At 69.2% G+C, this 20953-nt stretch carries 17 protein-coding genes, 1 tRNA gene and 1 pseudogene; 12 read left to right on the top strand and 7 right to left on the bottom strand.

Features of this window, described 5'->3' with window-relative positions; translation table 11 throughout:
- Positions 1-420 precede the first annotated feature (420 nt).
- Genes A6A06_RS01785 through A6A06_RS01745 form a run of 9 tightly spaced genes read left to right on the top strand, consistent with a single transcriptional unit; the run spans position 421 to position 8024 of the window.
- Positions 421-1446 (top strand): hypothetical protein, encoded by a 1026-nt coding sequence (locus A6A06_RS01785; protein ID WP_073759644.1) that lies wholly within the window; start codon positions 421-423, stop codon positions 1444-1446.
- Positions 1443-1964: a hypothetical protein gene (locus A6A06_RS41380; protein WP_199930637.1), complete on the top strand. Its 522-nt coding sequence runs from the start codon at positions 1443-1445 to the stop codon at positions 1962-1964. Before A6A06_RS01785 ends, A6A06_RS41380 begins: the two co-directional genes overlap by 4 nt.
- Complete coding sequence (locus A6A06_RS41375; protein WP_199930636.1) at positions 1961-2986, top strand: NAD-dependent epimerase/dehydratase family protein; 1026 nt, start codon at positions 1961-1963, stop codon at positions 2984-2986. Before A6A06_RS41380 ends, A6A06_RS41375 begins: the two co-directional genes overlap by 4 nt.
- The gene (locus tag A6A06_RS01770; protein WP_073758081.1) at positions 2983-4215 is read left to right on the top strand and encodes an acyl-CoA dehydrogenase family protein; all 1233 of its coding nucleotides are present in this window, start codon (positions 2983-2985) and stop codon (positions 4213-4215) included. The genes A6A06_RS41375 and A6A06_RS01770 overlap by 4 nt, the downstream gene beginning before the upstream one ends.
- Positions 4215-5441: an aspartate aminotransferase family protein gene (locus A6A06_RS01765; RefSeq protein WP_073758079.1), complete on the top strand. Its 1227-nt coding sequence runs from the start codon at positions 4215-4217 to the stop codon at positions 5439-5441. The genes A6A06_RS01770 and A6A06_RS01765 overlap by 1 nt, the downstream gene beginning before the upstream one ends.
- A gap of 17 nt (positions 5442-5458) precedes the next feature.
- Entirely contained in the window at positions 5459-5908 is a 450-nt protein-coding gene (locus tag A6A06_RS41370) for a type II toxin-antitoxin system RatA family toxin (RefSeq protein WP_073758077.1), read from the top strand.
- Positions 5908-6819, top strand: coding sequence for an ABC transporter ATP-binding protein (locus tag A6A06_RS01755; protein ID WP_073758075.1), 912 nt, complete (start codon positions 5908-5910; stop codon positions 6817-6819). The genes A6A06_RS41370 and A6A06_RS01755 overlap by 1 nt, the downstream gene beginning before the upstream one ends.
- On the top strand, positions 6816-7583 hold the full coding sequence (locus A6A06_RS01750) for an ABC transporter permease (RefSeq protein ID WP_073758073.1): 768 nt from the start codon (positions 6816-6818) through the stop codon (positions 7581-7583). The genes A6A06_RS01755 and A6A06_RS01750 overlap by 4 nt, the downstream gene beginning before the upstream one ends.
- Before the next feature lie 12 nt (positions 7584-7595).
- Positions 7596-8024, top strand: a complete 429-nt coding sequence (locus A6A06_RS01745) for an NUDIX hydrolase (protein ID WP_073758071.1) — start codon at positions 7596-7598, stop codon at positions 8022-8024.
- A gap of 25 nt (positions 8025-8049) precedes the next feature.
- On the opposite strand, the gene A6A06_RS01740 is transcribed toward A6A06_RS01745, so the two are convergent.
- The 5 genes and pseudogenes from A6A06_RS01740 to A6A06_RS41360 form a co-directional block, all read right to left on the bottom strand.
- Positions 8050-8976, bottom strand: coding sequence for a hypothetical protein (locus A6A06_RS01740; protein WP_073758069.1), 927 nt, complete (start codon positions 8974-8976; stop codon positions 8050-8052).
- A 393-nt stretch (positions 8977-9369) separates the two neighbouring features.
- Positions 9370-9639, bottom strand: a complete 270-nt coding sequence (locus A6A06_RS01735; protein WP_199930635.1) for a hypothetical protein — start codon at positions 9637-9639, stop codon at positions 9370-9372.
- 727 nt (positions 9640-10366) lie between these two features.
- Complete coding sequence (locus A6A06_RS01730; protein WP_073758065.1) at positions 10367-10639, bottom strand: hypothetical protein; 273 nt, start codon at positions 10637-10639, stop codon at positions 10367-10369.
- A 908-nt stretch (positions 10640-11547) separates the two neighbouring features.
- On the bottom strand, positions 11548-12162 hold the full coding sequence (locus A6A06_RS41365; RefSeq protein WP_199930634.1) for a hypothetical protein: 615 nt from the start codon (positions 12160-12162) through the stop codon (positions 11548-11550).
- Between the two features lie 410 nt (positions 12163-12572).
- Positions 12573-13360, bottom strand: a pseudogene (locus A6A06_RS41360) (IS5 family transposase); the annotation flags it as partial.
- A 539-nt stretch (positions 13361-13899) separates the two neighbouring features.
- Here A6A06_RS41360 and A6A06_RS01705 point away from each other — a divergent pair.
- A complete protein-coding gene (locus A6A06_RS01705) occupies positions 13900-14922 on the top strand; it encodes a tyrosine-type recombinase/integrase (protein ID WP_079193731.1) in 1023 nt (340 codons plus the stop codon).
- A 137-nt stretch (positions 14923-15059) separates the two neighbouring features.
- Here A6A06_RS01705 and A6A06_RS41355 read toward each other — a convergent pair.
- Positions 15060-15123, bottom strand: a tRNA-Arg gene (locus tag A6A06_RS41355).
- 195 nt (positions 15124-15318) lie between these two features.
- Between A6A06_RS41355 and A6A06_RS01700 the strand changes: the two genes are divergently transcribed.
- Positions 15319-16209, top strand: coding sequence for a DUF5655 domain-containing protein (locus A6A06_RS01700; protein WP_073758057.1), 891 nt, complete (start codon positions 15319-15321; stop codon positions 16207-16209).
- Positions 16210-16489: 280 nt separating this feature from the next.
- Positions 16490-16663 carry a hypothetical protein gene (locus A6A06_RS41350; RefSeq protein WP_199930633.1) on the top strand — a complete coding sequence of 58 codons (174 nt, stop codon included), beginning with the start codon at positions 16490-16492 and terminating at the stop codon, positions 16661-16663.
- Positions 16664-16949: 286 nt separating this feature from the next.
- Here the strand turns inward: A6A06_RS41350 and A6A06_RS01695 are convergent, their stop codons facing one another.
- Entirely contained in the window at positions 16950-19718 is a 2769-nt protein-coding gene (locus tag A6A06_RS01695; RefSeq protein WP_073758055.1) for a CRISPR-associated helicase/endonuclease Cas3, read from the bottom strand.
- Between the last annotated feature and the right edge of the window lie 1235 nt (positions 19719-20953).

The raw sequence follows: 20953 nt of genomic DNA, 5'->3' as shown, positions 1-20953 counted from the left end.
GCTCCTCCTTCGGCGTGGTCCGGCCGTCCCTGGCGCCCCACCGGCCACAGGAGCTAGATCGAATGACATCGCCCTGGCCCCACTGGTGCCGCGGCGGCACTCGGGACGCGTGACCCCCGCCGGAAGTTGATCTCACCCCCGGCTCCCGGGGGCTACTCTTTCGCCGCGGGCATTCCGCTGCGCCGGTCCGGCGGGGGAACCCGCGGCGGCCGGTGATCGTGAAATAGCCGGTGCTGCGAATATCGCGACCACGGCGCAGGTGGAGTGGTTGAATGAAGCGGACCGCGGCAAGCTGAAATGATCAAACTGGGTGTGGACGGGGAGATTGACAACTCATTGCGTGATCATGGAAAGTGCACTCCCAGGGGGCGTTGAGCCTTCTCCGGAATGCCGAAATCAGCGCACAGGGGGTGCTGTATGATGCGGGCCGAAGCAGGCAGCCCGGAGGTATTACCCGCCGAGACACCGGCCGACCGGTTCGACGCCTATCTGAAAAGGCACGGTCTCGCTCGCGAACGGGTACTCGAACAGGTCGACGACGCCTTCGGAGAACCACTCCTGGTGGTGGCGGCCGGCTCGGTCCTCGCCGGATTCGGGAATTCCACCAGTGACCTCGACATCTATGCGGTCGTCCCCGGCGAGGTGGCCAGCACCCTGCCGCTCATGTCCTATGCGGAAGACGCCCGCATCGATGTGGTGCTGCACGGCGCCGACCGGCTCGGCGAACGGCACCGGACCGTCGTCACGGGCCAGTGGCCGCCCCCGGACATCGGCCCCGGCGACCTGGGATCGCGCCGCCAGCTCCTGGACAGCCTGAGCCGCTTCGGCATGGGACTGCCCTTGTCCGGAGTGCCGAAGTGGTGCGACTGGCAGGCCCTGCTGGACGGCCAGCTGACCGGCTGGCTGCGCACGTGGTACGCCGTCGAAGCGGTACGCAAGCGCACGGCCGCCCGCGCGCTCGCCGGACGCAAACCGGTGCTCGCCGCGCTCCGCGCCGGGGAAGCGCTGACAGCCGCCCTGGAACGGCACGCCGTCGACCAGGGGGAACGCTACTTCAAAGGCAAGTGGCTGGGCGAGAAGCTGCGCCGGCTCGGCGACGACCGGGGCCTCGCGGCGTTCCGGCTCGCCATGTGCCCCCCGCCCACCGCCGAAGCGGTCCCGTCGTACCTCGCACGCGTCGGCGACCTGCTGGACGACTACCTCCGCGACATCGGCACGGCACCGTGGCGGGCCCACCTGAAGCCCGCCGCCGGTACGGCCTGGTCCGGCTTCGGAACCACCGCGCTCGTGTCCCGGTGGGGCCTGCGCGTGGCCGCCGTGGACGCGGGCGGCCCGGCGGCCCACGAGACCTCCTGGGACTACGCGCTGGACGAACCCTGGCCGCCCGATGTCGAGAAGCTGTTCGCCGAGGACATGCTGTGGCTCGGACTGCGGAGCGCGTCATGAGCGGCCGGCCGACCGGCGACCTGCGCCGGCACGTCACCCACGCCAGCCACGGAGCCCTGCTCATGATGGTCGGCGCCCAGTCGGCGCTGGACGACATCGAAGGCGGCGTGCGCGCCGGCCAGTGGCAGCTGGTGCTGGCCCAGACCCGCACCCTGGTGATGATCTGCTGCCAGGTACACGGCCTGGCGTCCGGGGCCGAGCCCTACGTCGCGGAGGACGGCGCCGCCATCGACCCGTACACCGACACACCCGCCAAGGAGTGGGACGAAGCCGTCAGGCTGCTGTACGGAGCCGCCGAGCTGGCCGCACACCCCGACCGCGCGCCGCGCTGGCTCGACGAACTGCACACCTGGGTCGACGCCGCCGAAGCGTCCCTGGGCCTCGACGCCCCGCTCCCGCAACTGCGCTCCTCGGGCGGCATGTTCGCGGCCCTGCGCCTGGTGCGCGGCTGGAACGACCTCATCGAGGAACTCGCCCTGCCCTCCCTGCTGCCGAGGGAATGGACCAAACCCCTGTGAGCGCGCGACAGACCATGCTGGTCACAGGAGCCACCGGAGTCGTCGGAGCGGAGATCGTCGAGCGGGCCGGCGCGGCAGGCTGGTCGGTCACCGGCTGCTCCGCGCGGGGCGGCCCGCGTACCGTGGCCTGGCGCATCGGCGCGGAACCGGTGCCGGACACGCTGCGCCGCCCGTGGGACGTGATCGTGCACGCGGCCGCCCGGCCGCGCTGGAACCTGCCCGCCGAGGACGCGATGGCCTCCAACGTCGCCCCCGTGGCGGAGCTGGCTCCCCTCGTCCGCCCCGGCACGCAGGTCATCCACATCTCCACCGCGTACGCGATCGGGCTCAAGGGCAGCGTCGCGTCGCGGGACCCGGCCGACTACCGCAACACCTACGAATGGTCCAAGGCCGCGGCCGAACGGGAAGCGACCACCCGCTACCAGGCCACCATCATCCGGCCACCGCTGGTGGTCGGCCGGCGGTCCGACGGCGCGGTCAGCCGCTTCACCGGCCTGTACTCCGTCATGCAGTCCGGCGTGACCGGCATCCTGCCCGTCTTCATCGGCGAGGTGGACGCCCCCGTCGAGATCGTGTCCACCTGCGACATCGCCCACTGCGTCCTGGAGACGGCACGTACCGGACCCGCGGCCGAACCACTGGTGCTGGGCCGCGGGGAAGAGGCGCTACGGCTCAAGGAGGTGATCGAAGCGATGTACCTGGCCGTGAACCGGTGGCGCGCCCGCGGCGGCCACCCGGCCCTCGACGTGCCGGAGTTCATCACCCCGGAGCAGTGGTACCGCTTCTACCTCCCCTTCGCCCGGCCCCACCTCACCGCGCGCCAACTGCGCCAGATCGACCTGCTCGGCGAGTTCATCCCGTACATGTCGGTCGCCGACCCCGTAGGCGTGAACTGGAAAGTCGCCCCCACCGCCCCCGCCGTGGAAACGGCCATCGAGCGATGGGCGCAGCAGCGCCCGCACCTGGCCAAGGGAACGCCGCGGCCGTGGACGGGAACAGGGGCGGGGGAGGAGGACGCGTGAGCACGGCGTACGACTACCGGAACGGCACGGCCGCACTCTGGCCGGACACCCAGCACCTCGTACCGGACACGGCGATCAAGGAGCTGACCGCCCTCGCGGCGGAGAACGACCGGCGCGGCAGGCTGGCCGACCGCAGCATCGACGTGCTGCGCGACTGCGGGTACTTCGGCGCCCCCGTACCCCGCGCCTTCGAAGGCGGCGGCGCGTCCCTGACCGAGTGCTGCGCGCTCCAGCGCAGGATCGGCGCGGCGGACCCCGCGCTGGCCGTCGCCGTCAACATGCACCTGTTCTCCGTCGGCGTCGTGGTCGAGAACTGGCACCGCGAGCGCGACGACTCGTGGTTCCTGCTGGAGGCCATCGCCAGCCAGAACCGCATCGTCGGCTCCGCGTTCGCCGAACCGGGCCTGGGCGGCAGCCTGACCCGTTCCAACTGCCGCGCCCGCAAGGACGGCAACGACTGGATCGTCAACGGCGTCAAGGTCCCGTGCTCGCTGGCCGAGCGCAGCGACCTGCTCTGCCTCCAGATGATCGACGAGGCCGGCGGGCCGGAGAGCCTCCTGGTGGCGCTGGTCGTGACCGACAGTCCGGGCATCGAGGTCGAACGGACCTGGAACACCCTGGGAATGCGGGCCTCGGAGTCCGACACCGTACGGTTCACGGACTGCCGGATACCGGACGACGTGGTCTTCCACCGCAGCCCGCCCGGAGAGACCGGCGACGAGGTGTTCGCCGCCGGCCTCGGCTGGTTCTGCACCACGGCCACCGCCTGCTACCTCGGCGTCGTGTCGGCCGCGGTGGAAGAAGCCCGTACCGCCCTCGGACGCGCCTCCATCAGCCACCTGAACGCGTCACGGGCCGACCTGCCGTCCTTCCAGTCCGCCCTGGGCGAGATCCTCTCCGCCGTCCTGCCGATGGAAGCGGCCTGCGCCGGCCTGGCCCGCCGGCTGGACGAACGCATCACCGATCCGCGCAGCCTCACCCCGGCGCTGCTGGCCCTCAAGCACCAGGCGGCCGAGACCGCGGTACGGGCGGTCGAGACGGCCGCCGAACTGGTCGGCGTCGCCTCGTACGCCGCCGACGGCACCGCCGCGCGCCTCCTGCGGGACGTGCACGCGGCCCGCTTCCACCCGCCGACCCGCTTCGCCACGCGGCAGCTGCTCGGCCGCTGGGCACTCGACCTGCCGTGGGGCTTCGAGCTACGGGAGCGCCCGGCCGAGGGGGACGCCTGATGGACCTGCTCGATCTCGTACGGGAACACCAGTCCGCGGGGCGGGCGATGCTGTTCCGCATGATGGGCGCCACCGACCCCGAGGTCCACGGCCGGGACTCCTGGGTCACCACCGCGTCCGGCGCGCGCTACCTCGACCTCGGATCCTTCGCGGTGTTCCTCCTCGGCCACGGCCACCCCCGCGTGGTCCGGGCCGTCGGCGACCAGCTGGCCCGGCTGGCCGGTTCGACCAGGACACTGCCCAACGAGCCCGCCGCCCGCGCCGCCGCGGCCGTCGCCGCGACGGCACCGCCGGGGCTGGACAAGGTGCTCCTGCTCAACTCCGGCGCCGAAGCGGTGGAAGCCGCGATCAAACTCGCCAGGGCCACGACCGGCCGCGCCACACTCGCCCACCTCACCGGCTCCTTCCACGGCAAGACCGTGGGCGCGCTGAGCCTGACCGACGCGGCACCCTTCCGCGACGGCCTCGGCCCGCTGCTCGCCGATGTCGTGCGGCTGCCCCGCGACGACGCCGACGCCGCCGCCGAGGCGGTACGCGCACACCGCCCGGCGGCCGTCTTCGCCGAACCCGTACAGGGCGAAGGCGGTGTCCACCCCCTCACCCCCGGCTACGCGGCAGCACTGCGCGAAGCCTGCACCGAAACCGGAACGCTCCTCGTCTTCGACGAGATCCAGTGCGGACTCGGCAGATGCGGCACCCTGTGGGCACACGACACACTCGGCGTGGTGCCGGACATCCTGCTCTCCGGAAAAGCGCTCGGCGGCGGCGTCGTCCCCGTCTCGGCGCTGATCGCGACACACGATGCCTACCAGCCCTACGACCGCGACCCGCTGCTGCACACCTCGACCTTCGGCGGCAACCCGCTCGCGGCGGCCGCCGTACTGGCGACCCTCGACGTGATCGCCACCGAGAACGTGCCCGCGCGCGCCCGGGACACCGGCGCCGAACTGCGCGGCATCCTCGACGAACTGGCCCAGGAGTGGCCCCGGCTGTTCGAGCGGGTGACCGGGCGGGGCGCCCTGCTCGGACTGCACGGCACCCGGCCCGACGTGACAGCCGAGATGATGCGGGCCGCACTCGCCGACCGACTGCTGCTCACGCCCTGCCTGACGGCCCCCTCGGCCCTGCGCTTCACACCCTCGGCGTTCATCGCCCCCGACGACCTCGCGTTCACGCGGCGCGGCCTGCGGGCCGCCGCCGCACGGACCCAGCGCGAACTGGACTGACACATGGAGGTGGCGACGTGCCGAAAGTGACCGTGAGCGAACGCCTGACGGCCACGCCCGACGAAGTCTGGGCCCGCATCTGCGACATCGAGTCCTACCCCGACTTCATGGACTCGGTCATCCGTACGAAAGTGCTCTCCCACCACGAACACGACGACGGCATCGTCGAAGCGGTCACCGAATGGGAGGTGCTGCTCAAGGGATCGGTGCTCAAATGGAGCGAGCGGGAACACCGCGACGCCGCCAACCGGCGCCTCACCTACGAGCAGGTCGCCGGCGACCTCGAACGCTTCGAGGGCTACTGGCAGGTGACCCCGTTGGCCGACGGGCTCACCGAGGCCACCCTGGAGGTGGACTTCGAGATCGGCATCGCGATGCTGCGGCCGATGCTCGAACCGGTCGCGATCCGCGCGATCCAGCGCAACTCCTCGGACATGCTGCTCTCCCTGGGCAAGCGCGCCGCCTGATGCAGACCGACCTGGAAGTCCGGGGCCTGGTCAAAGCCTTCGGCCCACGGAAGGTCCTGGACGGCGTCGACCTCACCGCACACCGCGGTGAGATCCTCGCCGTACTCGGACCCAACGGAGCCGGGAAGACCACACTGATGTCCATCGTCGCGGGCCTGCTGCGCCCGGACGCGGGCTCCGTACGGGCACTGGGCGCCGACGCGCTCGCCTCGCCACGGGCCCTCCGCGGCCGACTGGGCCTGGCCGGCCAGAACATCGCGTTCTACCCGGCGCACACCGCCCTGGAGAACCTCCGCTTCTTCGGAGCCGTGGGCGGCCTCCGCGGCCGCGCCCTGACGGCCTCCGTGGACGAAGTGCTGAGCATGCTGGAACTCACCGGCCAGCGCGACCAGATGGCCGGCGAACTCTCCGGCGGCCAGCAGCGACGCCTGCACGCCGGCTGCGCACTGGTGCACCGCCCCGACCTCATCCTGCTGGACGAACCGACCGCGGGAGCCGACCCGCAGACCCGCTCACGCCTGCTGGAAACGGTACGCGAACTCGCCACCAGGGGAGCGACGGTGCTCTACACCACCCACTACCTGCCCGAGGTCGAGGAGCTCAAGGCCACGGTGGCGGTGCTCGGCGCCGGCCGCATCCTGGCCCGGGGCAGCGTCGACGACCTCATCACGCGCCATGCGCGCAGCGAGGTGGCCCTGCGGTTCGAGGGCGGGGTACCGGAAGTCGACTGGCAGGAAGCACGGACCTCCGACGACGCGCTGTACCTCCCCACGTCCCGCCCGGCGGTCGACATCATCGAAGCACTGCGGTCACTGGGGGACCACCAGGACCGGCTGCGGGCGGTGGAGGTCAACCAGGCCGACCTGGAACGCGCCTACGTGAACATCCTGGCGAGCGAGGGCGTCTCATGACCCGCGTCCTCACCCTGGTCCGCCACGACATCACCTGGCTCCGCCGCGAACCGGCCCCCCTGGTGACCCTGTTCCTCACCCCGTGCCTGCTCATGCTGTTCATCAAGCCCCTGTACACGGGCGCCCTCGGCCAGCTCGGCTACGACCACGTCAACGGCGCCGACCTGGCCGTCCCGGGCATCACCGCGATGTTCTCGTTCTTCATGACGGGCATCCTCACCGAGTCCTACTACCGCGAACACGGCCTGCGCACCTGGGAACGCCTGCGCATCTCGCAACTGCGCGACTGGGAGCTGATCGTCGGCAAGTCGATGCTGTGCGTCCTGCTGGTGCTCACGCAGTGCGCGGTGCTGTTCCTCCTGGGCGGCCTCGTCATCGGCCTGCACGTCAAGGGAAGCCTGCCGGCCCTCCTGGCGGTCACCGTCGCGCTCGCCGCGTGCGTGGTCTCCTTCGCCCTGGTGCTGTGCGGCATCTCGCCGACCCGCCGCCAGGCGTTCGCCTACGAGCGGATGGCCACCCTCACCTGGACGGTCTTCGGCGGCGCCCTGGTACCGACCGAGCTGATGGCCGACTGGATCGGCTGGGTCGCCCGGATCACACCGGTGTACTGGGTCGTCCGCGGATTCCGCGCGGTCGTACTGGACGGAGCCGGCCTCGGCGACGTCCTGCCGCACATAGGAGCACTGTCCGCATTCACCGGAATATTCCTCGCACTGGCCCTCTGGCGACTCAACTTCAACACCGACCGACGGCACTGGACGTAAGGACGGGCAAGCGTGAACGAGCAGCTCCAACGACTCGCGTCGTACGGACTGGCCTGCCGCGACGGAAACATCCTGATGGCCCGCATCGGACCGTCCTCCAAGGACGACCACGGAAAATGGATGCTCCCGGGAGGAAAAGTCGAACACGGCGAACACCCGCGCGCCACCGTCATCCGCGAATTCAAGGAAGAAACAGGCTACGACATCACCGTCGGCCCCCTCCTCGACTTCGACGCCGAACACCGCCTCCTCACCAACGGCACCGACCTCCACGCAGTATTCGCCCTCTACGAGGTCGAAATAACCGGCGGCACCCTCACCCCCACCGGCCACGGCAGCGTGGACACGTGCACCTGGCACCCCACCCCAACCCTCACCACCCTCCCCATCCTGCCCCCGATCCGGGAGATGCTCGGGCGTCTGCTTCCCGAATCCCGCTGACGGTCACGCGGCGACTGTCAGCTGGTCATTCCTCTGCCCACTCCTCGCTCACGCCCTGCTTCTTGTGCGACGGCTTGGGCTGACGGTAGAAGTCGACGACACCGCCGTTGATGTCCCCTGTGCCGACCAGGACGAGGGTCCCCGTGTCGTGAGCCGAGGCGTTGAACGTGTTCTGCCCCGGAGACACGTCCGCCTTGTTCAGCAGGTCTCGAACCGTCCGCGCCACAGGCGAGAGATGGAAGAGCGAGTAGGCAAGAAAGGTGACTCGCGTAATCGTCGCAAGGGACTCCGAGATCGGCACGTCAATCAATGACGAGCTGAGAGTGTAGGGAACGGCCAAGAAGAGGAAAACAGAAATCAAAAACGGCTTGACGTGCGCCCGGTCCTCTTTCTTCTCGGCGGCCCCACGTTTCTGTACATCCACGTCACCCTCTTCATTCGAGGGCACGGCCTCCCACCTGTTCGCTGCTTCCCCGGCTGTCACGAACCTGAACTGCACGTCCTGGTTGCGTTCGAGGTGACCGATTTTGTAGATCACGTCGCGAGGGCTCGGTGCAGACGTGCGCTCGACTCTGAGTTCCGGCTCCGGGGTCGGCGACAGATACGCTTCGAGTACCTGAGTGTCTTCCGGGAAGGAGAACCGGATCTGCTGACCCTTGACAACCCGGTTGCCTGTATTCGAGATTCTGTATCTGATGGAGAAGATGTTCTTCACGGCCACGTGCCCGTACGTGATGCTCAACTTGTCCCGGATCTCCGGATCATCGATCGCCGCGAATCCCGGATCGGTACTGGAGTCCCAGGAAATTCTCTTTCGCGGCTCGGACCTGGCTTTGAGGAAATGAACAAGAAGCGTTGCGCCCGCTCCGATGATCGCACTGACCAAGGCGACGACGAACTTCTGCTGCAGATCCGAAAGGCCCTGGCCGGCTGCGAGTTGCAGCGTCGTCATGAGCTCACTCCCTCGTCTCCGTGAGGGCCACATCGTAGGGGCGGCCCCCACGCGAGGCGCGGGTCTGCCGCGATCAGCGCGAGCCAACGACAAAGAGCGGGAACCAGTGAGACTGATTCCCGCTCTTCATGCTCGGCACTGCGCTGCTCAACCGCACGATCCGGCTGACTGAAGCGAAGTGCCCCCGGCAGGATTCGAACCTGCGCACACGGCTCCGGAGAGCATTCGCCGTTGCGCGCGCACAAGCCTCTGACCTGCGCCGGAGTCGGTCGTGGCCGCCGTTCGCGTCCGGATGTGTCGGGCATGTGTCGTAAGGCGCCCGAAAGGCGGTCACGGGACCCGGCCGCACCCCTCTAGCGCTAGAGGGGTGCCTCTCTAGCGCTAGACCCTTCGCTATCGCCCTGAACGGCTCCTGATCAGGCCGTTAGACGTTAGAGGCCGCCCGTCGCCACCCGGCTGTTCACGGGGCCCGGCGGAGTCGCCGGCGTAGCGCCGCACGGTGAGTTCGCGGGCCAGGCCAGGGGTTGCGTACCCGCCCAGGATCACGCCGCAGGACACCGCGAACGCGAGCCAGACTCCGGCCAGTTCCCGGAGCAGGAGCGTGCAGCCGACCAGCAGCAGTAACCCGAGTGTCACGGCCAGCGCTTGCCGTTCGTTCCTCACCGTGTTCACCTCCTGGTGCACCGGCATCCGGAACCCCAGAGGTTAGGCGCGTCACGCGAAGGAGAGCACCCCTCAGCAGCCGCTATCGATAGCGGCAGCTCTATCACCCCTTTCGGGGCGTGGCCAGGGTATTAGCAGCTAGCGGCCGGGTCCGCCGCACCCCAGAAACACCCCGAAACACGGGACCCTGGTCCCCTCGGCGCAGCTGCTATCGGCCTGCCGGTGTGCGGCTGTGCGACCATCTGTCGCCTCTACGGGCTGCCTGCTGCCCTCCGGGCGCGGACGCGTTCCGGGCAGCCCCATGCGATCCCGAGGACGCGCGGCAGCCGTGAGTCTGGGCGGCCGGGGTGATGCGCTTCGGCTAACCGCCAGGCTATGGTGCCGCACATGGAGGTGGTGCCCTATGACACTTTCTCTGATCAATGACGCCTAGGCTATCTGGGAGTCAAAAAACGCACGTGGAGGGTTCGCACTTGCCCGCGACACCTGGAAGCGTGAAGCCCCTCGTGGGCATCCCTGTTCAGCAATGAACAGGCACTTCCCTAGCGGGATACGTGAGTCAACCTCGGTAGCGAGCAACCCTCGCGCGGCAAAGAGGTTAGCGGCACCGCCGCCCAACGGCACCGTCGCGTGGGGCGCCTCCTTGTGAGGCGCCCCTCTTCCCTGTTGCACGACCCAACCGCGCGCACCGCGCAGCGATGGTGCGTTCTGTCGGCGCGCGGTCGGGTCACCGGCCGCCTGCGGCCTGGCCGTTGTCCTCGTTGTCGGCAGGTTCGGGGACGGTGCCGGTTCCGTCGCACCGCTCGCACTGGATCGTGTACTCGCTGCCGTCGGTGTCCTGCACGGTCACCTGGCCGCCCTGGCAGCTTCCGTAGATGGGCACCGTGCGCTCCCGCTGTCGTTCGCGTTCCTCCGCGAGGCGCTGCACCAGGTTCAGCAACCGCCCGTACCGACCGTCCTCCCGCAGTGCCGGAATCCATTGTGGATCGATCACGCCCATACCGTTCGCCTCCGCACGCCCGTCTCCTTCCCTTCATGGTCCCGCCCGGCGGACGGTCGTTCAACGCTCAGAGGGTCACGCTCCGTTGCTTGTGGCTTGTAGCGACAACAAGCTGAGGGGGCCCCGAACGGCCCTCAAGGGCCGTTTTGGGCGGTGTCGCTTGTTGTCGCTACAAGCGGCAACAAGCAACACAGAGTGACGACGGAACAGGGGGAGGCGGCGAGGGAGACAGGGAGTTCTCCTTAACCACCTCCCTGGCGCACCTCCCTGGGTCTGGCCTGCGTCAAGGCCGTTCAGGGAGGCAGGGCTCCACGGCCACACGAAAGGGCCCCCAGGAGGCGTCTTCGGACCCTGCCCGCCTCCCTCCCCGCGCCGGGTGCGGGTCAGGGCGGGAAGGACGAGAACGGGCGGCCTTCGGCCGCACGACCTTTGGCAGGCTCGCTGCGCTCGCGCGCGGCGGGCCGCCGTACGGGCCGGGCGCCGCCGCGAGGTGCGTGTACTCCTCTGGGAGTTTTTCGAATTTGCCCGGTTCATCCGGCTCAAGTCGTCTCAATGCAGGTCAGAGGCATGGTCAAGGATCTCCGCCATCCGGCTCACACCCGGCTCAGCACCCGGCTCAAGCCCGAAAAACGGCTCTTAAGGAGGGCGGCCGTCCGGTCGCCGCAGACCTTCTGCCGGTGCTCGAAGAGGCCGCCGCGCGGTGCGGGAGCTCCCGCACCAGGGTCGGCATTTCAGAGGGGGCACGGCGGCCCAGCGGCACGTCGCCACCTGGCGGCCGGACCGTGGACCAGGACGGCCTTCCAAGACGGGGGACCACGCCCGGCCGCACCGCCGCCGGCCAACCGCCACACCGATCCTGGGCACCGTGTGAGTTGAGTGGGCGTGAGACCAAAGGCCAAGGTCACAGACTATCTCCGTGGTCGATGCGGGTCGTGCGGCATGAAGTCGCCTTCTACTTGCAGACTTTCGCGAGCTTCTGCCGCGAATGCATCGCGGAAACTGAGGCACTCCTCAACTGCGTCAGCGGCATCGTCGAACGGGGCGAAACCCTCGATGAGAGAGATCACCTCCCAGAGCGCTTGATGGAGGTCAGCGGCGGCGCGCGCCTCCGCTGAAGCCCCAATCAAAGTGATTTCTGCGACCAGCTCTTCCAGTTCGTTGGCTCTCTCCGTGGCCGCGTGTAGGTCTTCGATCAAGATGGTCCTAGTCAGAGGAGCGAGGACGCCAGGTACCCCCTCCTCCGGCGTGCCGACTATCGAGGTGTATCCCGGGAGTCGTTCCGCGCGGGACTGCCGGTCGAGGTGCGCGCAGCTCGACCAGAGACTGCGTTCCAGGGAGAGCGCGCCGGCGAGGAATTTGGCCCCGACGCGTTGTCGTTCAGTGAGCCATCTGGCTCGGTCCTCACGCACCTGTCGTTCCCGCTCAGCCTTACGGGCATGGCGCTGAGTCAGGAGAGCTGCGGTCAGCGTGCCGCCGACACCGATCGCGGTTGTGAGGATCTGCACCATGTACTGGGCTTCCATGAAGACATGATTCGATAACCAGAGCCTCTTGTGTGCTGTGTGATCGCTTTGTTGTCGCTCACTGTGGCCGACTTCGGGCCGGAGGGCTGGCCCTGGAGGCTGCGTCGAGACTGCCTCACCCCCTCACCAAAGGGGCGTTTGCTCAGGTCAAACGCGGTGGGATGCCTTGGTGTGGCGGCTGGTGGAAAGTCACCGGCCCCCTGGCCGTCTCACCGGCTGCCGTCGAACGCAAGAGGAGCACCCGGGGCGTGGCGCGGGGTGCTCTTCTTGCTGTTCGACGGCAGCCGGTGAGACGGCCAAAGCGGTGCCTCACCCGCCATCCCCCAACTAAGACGGTGTCCTATGTGGTGAGGTGTTGGAGACGCTTGTAGCAGGGCAGGGCAGGGCAGGGCAGGGCAGGGCAGGGCAGGGCAGGGCAGGGCTGTGGCGAGGCCGAGGAAGGCCAGGTAGTTGCGGGCTTCTCGCTCGTAGCGGAGGCTGAGTCTGTGGTAGCCGGACAGCCAGGAGAGGGTTCGTTCGATGACCCAGCGGCGTCGTCCCAGTCGCTGGCTGGATTCGATGCCCTTGCGGGCGATACGCACTCCGATGTGCTGGCCCCACAGCCATTTCCGCAGGTGGGGGATGTCGTATGCCTTGTCGGCGTGCAGGCGGCGGGGCTTGAACCACCGGCCGCGGGGTGGGTCGTGCCGCGTCTGGAGGCCCAGGACCATCGGTTTCAGTGCCTGGGCGTCGTGGGTGTTGGCGGCCGATACGCCGACGACCAGGGGCAGTCCGTTCGCGTCCGACAGGATGTGCATCTTGGAACCCGGCTTGCCCCGGTCCACGGGGCTCGGGCCGGTGAGGTCGCCCCCCTTTTCGCGCGCATGTGCGCGGAGTCGAGGACCACGCGGGAGAGGTCGACCAGGCCCGCGTCGTCGAGCTGATGCAGGACTGCCTCGTGCAGCCGGCCCCAGACACCGGCCCTCGACCAGATCAGGAACCGACGGTGGGCCGTCGATTTCGAGATGCCGAAGCACGGCGGCAGATGCCGCCAGGCACAACCGCTGACCAGCACATAGACGATTGCCGCGAAGAGGGTCTCGTCAGGCGTGTTCGGCGTCCCGCCGCCTTGCGGCCGCACCCGGCCCGGTGGGATCAGCGGTCCGGCAATCTCCCACAGGCCATCCGGAACAATCCAACTCCACGTACCCCGCCCCATACACAGGGGATACCCGCCTCACCACATAGGACACCGTCTAAGAGCTTGGTGTGGCGGGTTGCCAGCCGCGGCGGTGCGGCCGTGGGTCGTCCTGGTCCACGGACCGGCCGTCAGGTGACGACGTTCCGTTGGGTCGCCGTGCCCCCCGCTGAGATGCTGACCAGGCCCAGGTGCTCCCGCACCGCGGGCGGCGCGCGGCGCAGTCGTCGCGGGCGCGGGTGGCCTCCACCAGCTGTCTTCATCGGTCTGTGGCTACTCTGAGCCGGGTGAGCCGGGTGAGCCGGGTGAGCCGGGTGAGCCGGGTGAGCCGGGTGAGCCGGATGCTGAGCCGGGTCTGAGCCATGGCAGAGATCCTTGATCAAACCTCTGACCTGCGTTGAGACGGCTTGAGCCGGATGAGCCGGGCAAATTCGAAAAACTCAACTCCCATGGGAGTACCCGTGCTGCGCGTCGGCGCCCGGCTCGTACGGTGGCCGTCGCGCGCGAGCGGAGCGAGCCTGCCAGGGGTCGTGCGGCCGAAGGCCGCTCGTTAGGAGGAGATGCCGCCCGACCGGGAACTGCGGCTCGCGATGCGCTGGGCGCTGGTGCCCGCCCACCACGGCCAGGAGCCGCCGGCGGAACTGAAAGCCGCCTACGACTGGCTTGAGACGGAAGCGCGGGCCGTGACGGACCTGGACAAGCCAGAGGTGTTCCGGGACGTGCAGTACCGGCTCAGCTTCCGGCTGGACGGGAAGCCTTCCGGCGGAGAGACCTTCCGGCGCCGCCGCCGGGCCCTGAACGCCGCCCTGGAGTACGCCGTGGCGGCCGGTGTCCTCTCAGAGGACCCCCTTCATCGGGTGCACATGGCGCGGCTGACCGCCAATGACGCGGTAGATCCACGCGTACTGGTCAACGCCAATCAGGGGCGGCAACTGTTGGCGGCCGTGTCCTACGTCGGGTCATGGCACCGGGCCCGCGGGCGGCGGCTGGTGGCGTTCTTCGCGGTCATCTACTTCGCGGCTCTCCGGCCGGCGGAAGTGGTCGGACTGCGCCGGGCCGACTGCCACTTGCCGGACGCGGGATGGGGGACCTTGACGCCCCGGGAGACGCGGCCGGTGTCCGGCAAGCAGTGGACCGACTCCGGGGAGCGGCACGACCGGCGGGGGCTGAAGGCGCGGGAGGCGGACACGGACCGTCCGGTGCCCATTCCGCCCGTGCTGGTCGCCCTGCTTCGGAACCACCTGTCGGAGTTCGGCACGGCCAAGGACGGGCGGGTGTTCGGCAACGAGCGTGGCGGGGTTGTCGGATCATCCACGTATTGGCGGGTATGGGAGGACGCGCGGGAGTTCGCACTGCCCCCGGACCGGGTGGCGTCACCGCTGGCCGGGCGACCGTACGACCTTCGGCACGCCTGTATCACGCGGTGGCTGAACGCCGGGGTGCCCATTGCTGAGATCGCACGACGGGTCGGCAACTCGCCGGAGGTGATCCACCGCCGGTACCACGGCTGCATCGACGGTCACGAGGAAGCGGCCAACGCGAAGATCGCAAAAGCGCTGGAAGAGGAGGGCGACACGGTGTAGCCGGAGTGTGTCGCGTATGTGTCGCGATCAGTGAGAGAGAATGAGAGAAAGCGGGAGTCAGTGAGACTGACTCCCGCTTTCTGTACCTGGCATCTACGCTGGTCAACCGCTTGATTGTGCTGGTTGAAGCGAAGTGCCCCCGGCAGGATTCGAACCTGCGCACACGGCTCCGGAGGCCGTTCGATTCCCAGACGTTTTCGCTGGTCAGCGCCTTACCTGACGCCACGTTAGGTGAGCGATCCCGCGCATGTCCCGCGATTTGGAAATGCCCCTTTTGATGCTATTGCAAAGATTGGGCGGTCCCGAGTGGCCCCGGACTCAAGCTCGGATCCTTCGGAAATAAATTCGACTGCATCCGCTGTTGAGCTCTGGCCACACTGGACGCACGGAGAGGCGGTGTCGACCCTGAAGCTCTACAGCACGGAGGGCGGCGTGATTGAGGTCACGCCGCGTCTTGCTGAGGTCGAAGCCGATGTGCAGCATCTGATCGAGGCACACATGGAGACGATGCTGGGCGTGCGGTTCCTGGCGAGCGAGTACAGCACCGGGCCGGTGCACGGCGGACGGATCGACTCGCTGGGCCTGGACGAGAACGACGCACCGGTGGTCGTCGAGTACAAGCGCGGCACGGATGCGGGCGTGATCAACCAGGGCCTGTTCTACCTGGCATGGCTGATGGATCACCGCGCCGAATTCGGGCACCTGGTCCGCGAGCGCCTGGGGGCGGCAGCCGCCTCCCGGGTGCGGTGGAGCGCGCCGCGGCTGATCTGCGTGGCGGGCGACTTCACCCGCTACGACGCACACGCCGTACGCGAGCACCGGCGCAGCATCGACCTGGTCCGCTACCGCTTCTACGGCGAGCAGCTCGTCGGCCTGGAGACGGTGGCCTCCGCCACAGGGCAGACGGTGACAACCGGGACGGCCCGTCGCCGGCGCGCGGCCGAAACGACGCGCGGGCACCTGACGCAGGGGGCGACGGCGGAGCTGGCCGCCGCGGTCGACGAGACACTGCTGGGCTTGGGGCAGGACATCACCAAGACCGAGAACCGCCTCTACCGGGCATACCGGCGGCTGCGGAACTTCGCCTGCGTGTGCCCGCCACAGAAGACCAAGCTGCTCGTCTACCTCAAGGCCGACCCGCAGGAGGCCGGCCTAGTGCCCGGCTTCACCCGGGACGTGACGAGGCTGGGCCACCACGGCACCGGCGACCTGGAGGTCCAGCTGCGCTCGGAGCGGGACCTGGAGCGGGCCCGGGACCTGTTCCGCCTCAGCTACGCCGCGGCGTAGCGCGAGACGCTGCGGGGCCTCTTCCTACCCGGGGGTGAAGTCGTGGGCAGGTCTGGTGTCGGCTGCCTCTCGATGGCGGGGCAGAGGTGGCGGTGGACTTCCAATGATGCGGCGATTTCCCGGTTTGGCTCACCGGGAGGCCGCTGATACAAAACGCCGGGTAGGTGCTCGGTGACGTCGAGTGCCTACCCGGCTGTCGCCTATTCGAGGGGAGCGTCACGGTATGCATTCCGACCCTCCACCGTCTTGGTGGGATTGTCCCCTGTCGCAGGGGGCCCGGGTGGCCGTCTTCGCCTTCATCATGGCCGTGCTGGCGCTGACGGGCGGCCTCCTGCTCGTCGCCCTCACCGATCAGTGGCTCGCCTGGGTCCGGTGGGGCCTGGAGACGGCCGCCATCCTCACGGTCTTCGGGATCGCCTGCGCCCTGGTCATCCGTTGGCTGAGGCCCGGTTAACCCCTGCGCTGGAGGCGGACGGGCCCTGGTCCGCGATCGGCTCGGGGCGTCATCCGCAGCTCGTGTCCTGTGGAGCGCGCCCAGGCCGTGCGTTTGGCGCTTGTCTGTGGTCGTCTGGGGGTGCCTCTCGACGTACGAGCAGGTGGTGGCGGTGGACTATCAATGATGCGTGGGATCGCCGGTTTGGCTAACCGGCGATCCCGCACTATGTTGCCCCGCTCTGACGTGCTCGCGATCAGCGTGTGCGGCTGACTGCCGGGGCCAGCTGTGGCCGCCGCGGGAGGTGTCAGCGACTGAGGCGGCGGACGAGCCCCAGCTCGGGATCCAGACGAAGGACGTGCTGGGAGGCTTCGTATGCTCCGATGGAGCCGTCCTGAGCGACGGGGTGGGGCAGCAGCCGCAGGTCGCGGGCGGTGGGGGTGCGTTGCCATTCCTTCGGCGGGAAGGTGTGCTGGTCGTCGTGGGGCAGGTAGCTGCCGGGGGCTTGGACGGTCAGGCGCACCAGGCGGGCGACGGTGTCGCGGTCCAGGCGCTGCTGCGGTGCTGGGGGCGCCGGCAGTGGCTGGGAGCATGCCGGGTCAAGCCAGCGGCGGCCGTCGGCGGTGGTGTAGATGGGCAGGAGCCGTTCGGAGTCGGCGCCCAGCCGCGTGGTGACCGCTGCGGGATCGATCTCGCGGTCGGTCAGCGGGTAGAGGTCCGTGACCTGGTGCGGGGCGGGGATGGCGACGGCATCGGCCGCGGCGGCCTGGGCCGTCTCGCGCACCGCTCGCTGCCGGTCGTCGGACAGCGCCTGGTCGGCCAGGTCGTTGAGGTCGGCGTAGACCGTTTCGATCGCCTCGGCCACCTCGCCGGGCACCTCCAGGGGCCGTCCGGCCCGGTCGGCGAGCAGTTCGCGCGTGCGGCGCAGCAGCGCCGCGTCGTAGACCTCCCCCCAGGCCGGCGGCGGCAGCGATCCGCTGGGGGAGCAGACCACCAGGCGGGGTGCACCGGCCCAGGAGGGGCGCGCGCCGCGTTCGCCGAGCTGGTGGCGGTGTCCGCGACCGGCCCGCTGCAGCAGCTGGGCCAGCGGCGCCAGGTCACTGACCACCAGGTCGAAGTCCACGTCCAGGGACTGCTCAGCCACCTGCGTCGCGACGACGATCAGCGGCTCGTCCGGACGCGGCGCTGTGGGCCCCAGCAGGCCCAGCAGCATCTGGGTGGTGGCGTCGCGCTGCCACACCGGCATACGGGCGTGCAGCAGCAACAGCCGCGGCTGGCGCGATCCCCGGCGTTCTGTCAGGGCGAGGTACGTCTGCTGGGCATCCGGCACGGTGTTGCACACCACCAGGACCGCCCCGGGATCCTGCCCGGCCTCGTAGAGCGGAGCGATCTCCTCGGCCAGGCGCCGCGCCCGGCCGTCACGCCGGTCCGGATCGTGCGTATGCCGTGCCTCGTGCAGGTCGATGACGAGCGAGCGCTGCCGGCGGCTTTCGATCACCGGCGAGGCGGTCACGGTGCCGGATGAGGCATCGGCGAACAGCCACCCCGGATACGCGGGGGCGACCTCAGTGGCGCCCGGGTGCCCGGCCCCGCGCAGGTAGGCGTCGACCAGACGGCGCGCCAGCGATCCGGCCAAGGTGGCCGACAGCAGGACCACCGGCACCCCCAGGTGCCCCAGCCACTCCAGCAGACGCACGGTCAGCGCATGCCCGTACGCGTCATACGCATGGGCCTCATCAATGATCAACGTCTTGCCGGACAGGCCGAGCCAGCGCAGCACATTGAACCGCACCGGCAGACTCGCCGTCGCCGCCTGATCCCACGTACCCACCGCGACGCCGGCGACAAGCCCGAGGTGACGCCCGCGCACGAACTCCCCGGCCGTGGTGGAGACACAGCCCTCCCCGAGCACGGCGTCGCTGCCGTCCTCGGCGTATTCCTCATTCAGCCACGCCAGGCCGTGCAGCAGCGTGACCGGTGTGTCCGCCTGGGTGCTGCCCGCGACGTAATCGCGTACACGCCGCCACATCGCCTCGGTGGTGGCCATGGTCGGCAGCAGCACGGCCAGGCCCGCCCGGCCCGAGGCGGCCCCCAGCACCCGGGCCCCGTAGAGACCGACCTCGGTCTTGCCGTCCCCGGTGGGAGCCGTCACCAGCAACAACCCCGCCCCCTTCGATACGACCTTCGGCAACCGCACTCCGACGTCGCTCTGCAGCGGATAGGGCTGACGAACGGCAGGGAAGACCTCGCCGAAGGATTCCGCCGGGTTCCACAGGGGCGCAGCCAACTGGGCATCCGCCACCGCCTGGGCCGCATGGCCAACCGCCCGCCGGTAGTGCGCCTGCCAATTCCCGTCGGCAGCCCTCCATTCGGCGAGCCGGGCACGTACCCAGCCGGCTTTGGAAGCCAGCCAGTCGGCCAGCACCACCAGAGCGGTGACCATGACAGCCGCACCGGCCGGCGCCACCTGTACCGGAGCCACCGGCCGTCCGGTCGCTTCGTAGAGCATCCCCACCAACGCTGCCCGCTCCCGCGCCCAGCCCGCGGCGGCCCCCACGCGCGGCTCACCCTGCTCCGGGCCGGCCATCAACACCCGGTCGAGCATCGCCCCGTACACCCCGTGATGCCCACCAAGCATCTGCGCCACCTGGTGCGCCACCGACCTGCCCGGACGCGACTCCGCGTCATACCCGTATGGTGCCAGAAGCGAAGGCAACACCAAATGCGTCACCCGCTCGTGCCGCACCGCCCCCTCAAACATCCAACCGGGAGGAGCAGCGAAATCCGGTGTTGCGAGGAATGCCGGATTGGGGCCCGACGGCTGTCCCTGAAACGCGGGGCAGCACTTGCCCAAGTCGTGCAACCCGGCCCAGAAACAGACCATCCCGCGAGCATCCGCCACCGGTACACCGAATGCGTCGGCGACAGCGGCACGTTGTTGCTCCGTGAGATAGGCGTCCCAAAGTTCCCCTGCTATTGCGGCAGTATCGAGGAAGTGGCAGCCCAAGGGGTAAGGGAAGAGGAGGCCGTCCCACTTTCCCCACACGTCTTGGTCAGGGTTGAAATTGTCAGGCATAAAACCTCCAAGTGAAGCCAAACCGTTCTGGCGAACGGCAGGGGTATCGACGGTGAATATTTCAATTGGTATAAGCAGACGCCTATGCGTGCGGTCAGGAGCCGCTACGTCGGCGTCGAAGAGGGCGGACGGCACCCGCGCGTGCGGGTCGGACGCTGGGGTCGTCACCGCATCACCTCGTCGGCCAGTTGATACCTGCACGTGCGGGTCGGGCCAGGCTCTAGCTGGATGAACGCAAATGGGCCTCGGTTAACACCTGCGTGTGCGGGCCGGACTTCGCGAAGTGGCAGGACGCCGCCGCAGGAGCCGGTTGATACCTGCGCGTGCAGGTCGGACTCGTCACTGAATGCCCGCAGGTGCTCGATGACCGGTTGATACCTGCGCGTGCGGGTCGGACGATCTGCTCCGCCATGACCTGCGGGCCGCCGACGGTCGATACCTGCACGTGCGGGTCGGACGCAAAGCCCGAGCGCCCCAGCTCGGCGTATGCCGGTTGATACCTGCGTGAGCGGGTCGGACCCGGTGTTGGTCGTACCGCCCATGGTCCTAGGCGGTCGATACCTGCGCGTGCGGGTCGGACGACGCGGTCCGCAGCAGGAAGACGTGGCCTTCCGGTTGATACCTGCGCGTGCGGGTCGGACGTCACCGTGCCGATCTCGGCCGAGCAGAAAGCCGATTGATACCTGCGCGTGCGGGTCGGACCGGCCAGCGGTCGCGGTGGAGCATCCGGCGCGCGGCTGATACCTGCGCGTGCGGGTCGGACGCCCTCGCCCTCGTCATGGCGCTGGTGGCCACCGGTTGATACCTGCGGGTGCGGGTCGGACGAGCCGGACCTGTCGCAGGCCGAGCCGGTCGACGGTTGATACCTGCGGGTGCGGGTCGGACCTCGCCCGCCGGAGGCTGCCCAACTCGACGCCCGGTTGTTGATACCTGCGTGCGGGTCGGACGATCAGTTCCGTGACGAGCGCGGCGGCACCGTCGGTTGATACCTGCGCGTGCGGGTCGGACCCCGAAGCCGCGGCGCAGCAGGTGGCCGCCCGCGGTTGATACCTGCGCCGTGCGGGTCGGACCGCACCCCGACATCCTGGTCAAACGTAGGGGCCGGTTGATACCTGCGCGTGTGGGTCGGTCACGAGTGCCTCACCCAGGAGTCGGTCAGCTTGGGGTCGAAACCGGTGCGTGCGAGTCGGACGTCAGGGGATGCCCACGGCCTCCAGCTCGGCCGACTGATACCT

The sequence above is a fragment of the Streptomyces sp. CB02923 genome (genome assembly GCF_001905005.1).
Taxonomy (GTDB): domain Bacteria; phylum Actinomycetota; class Actinomycetes; order Streptomycetales; family Streptomycetaceae; genus Streptomyces.
The sequence above is the reverse complement of the archived record's forward strand: the minus strand, read 5'-3'. Positions and strand labels throughout refer to the sequence as shown.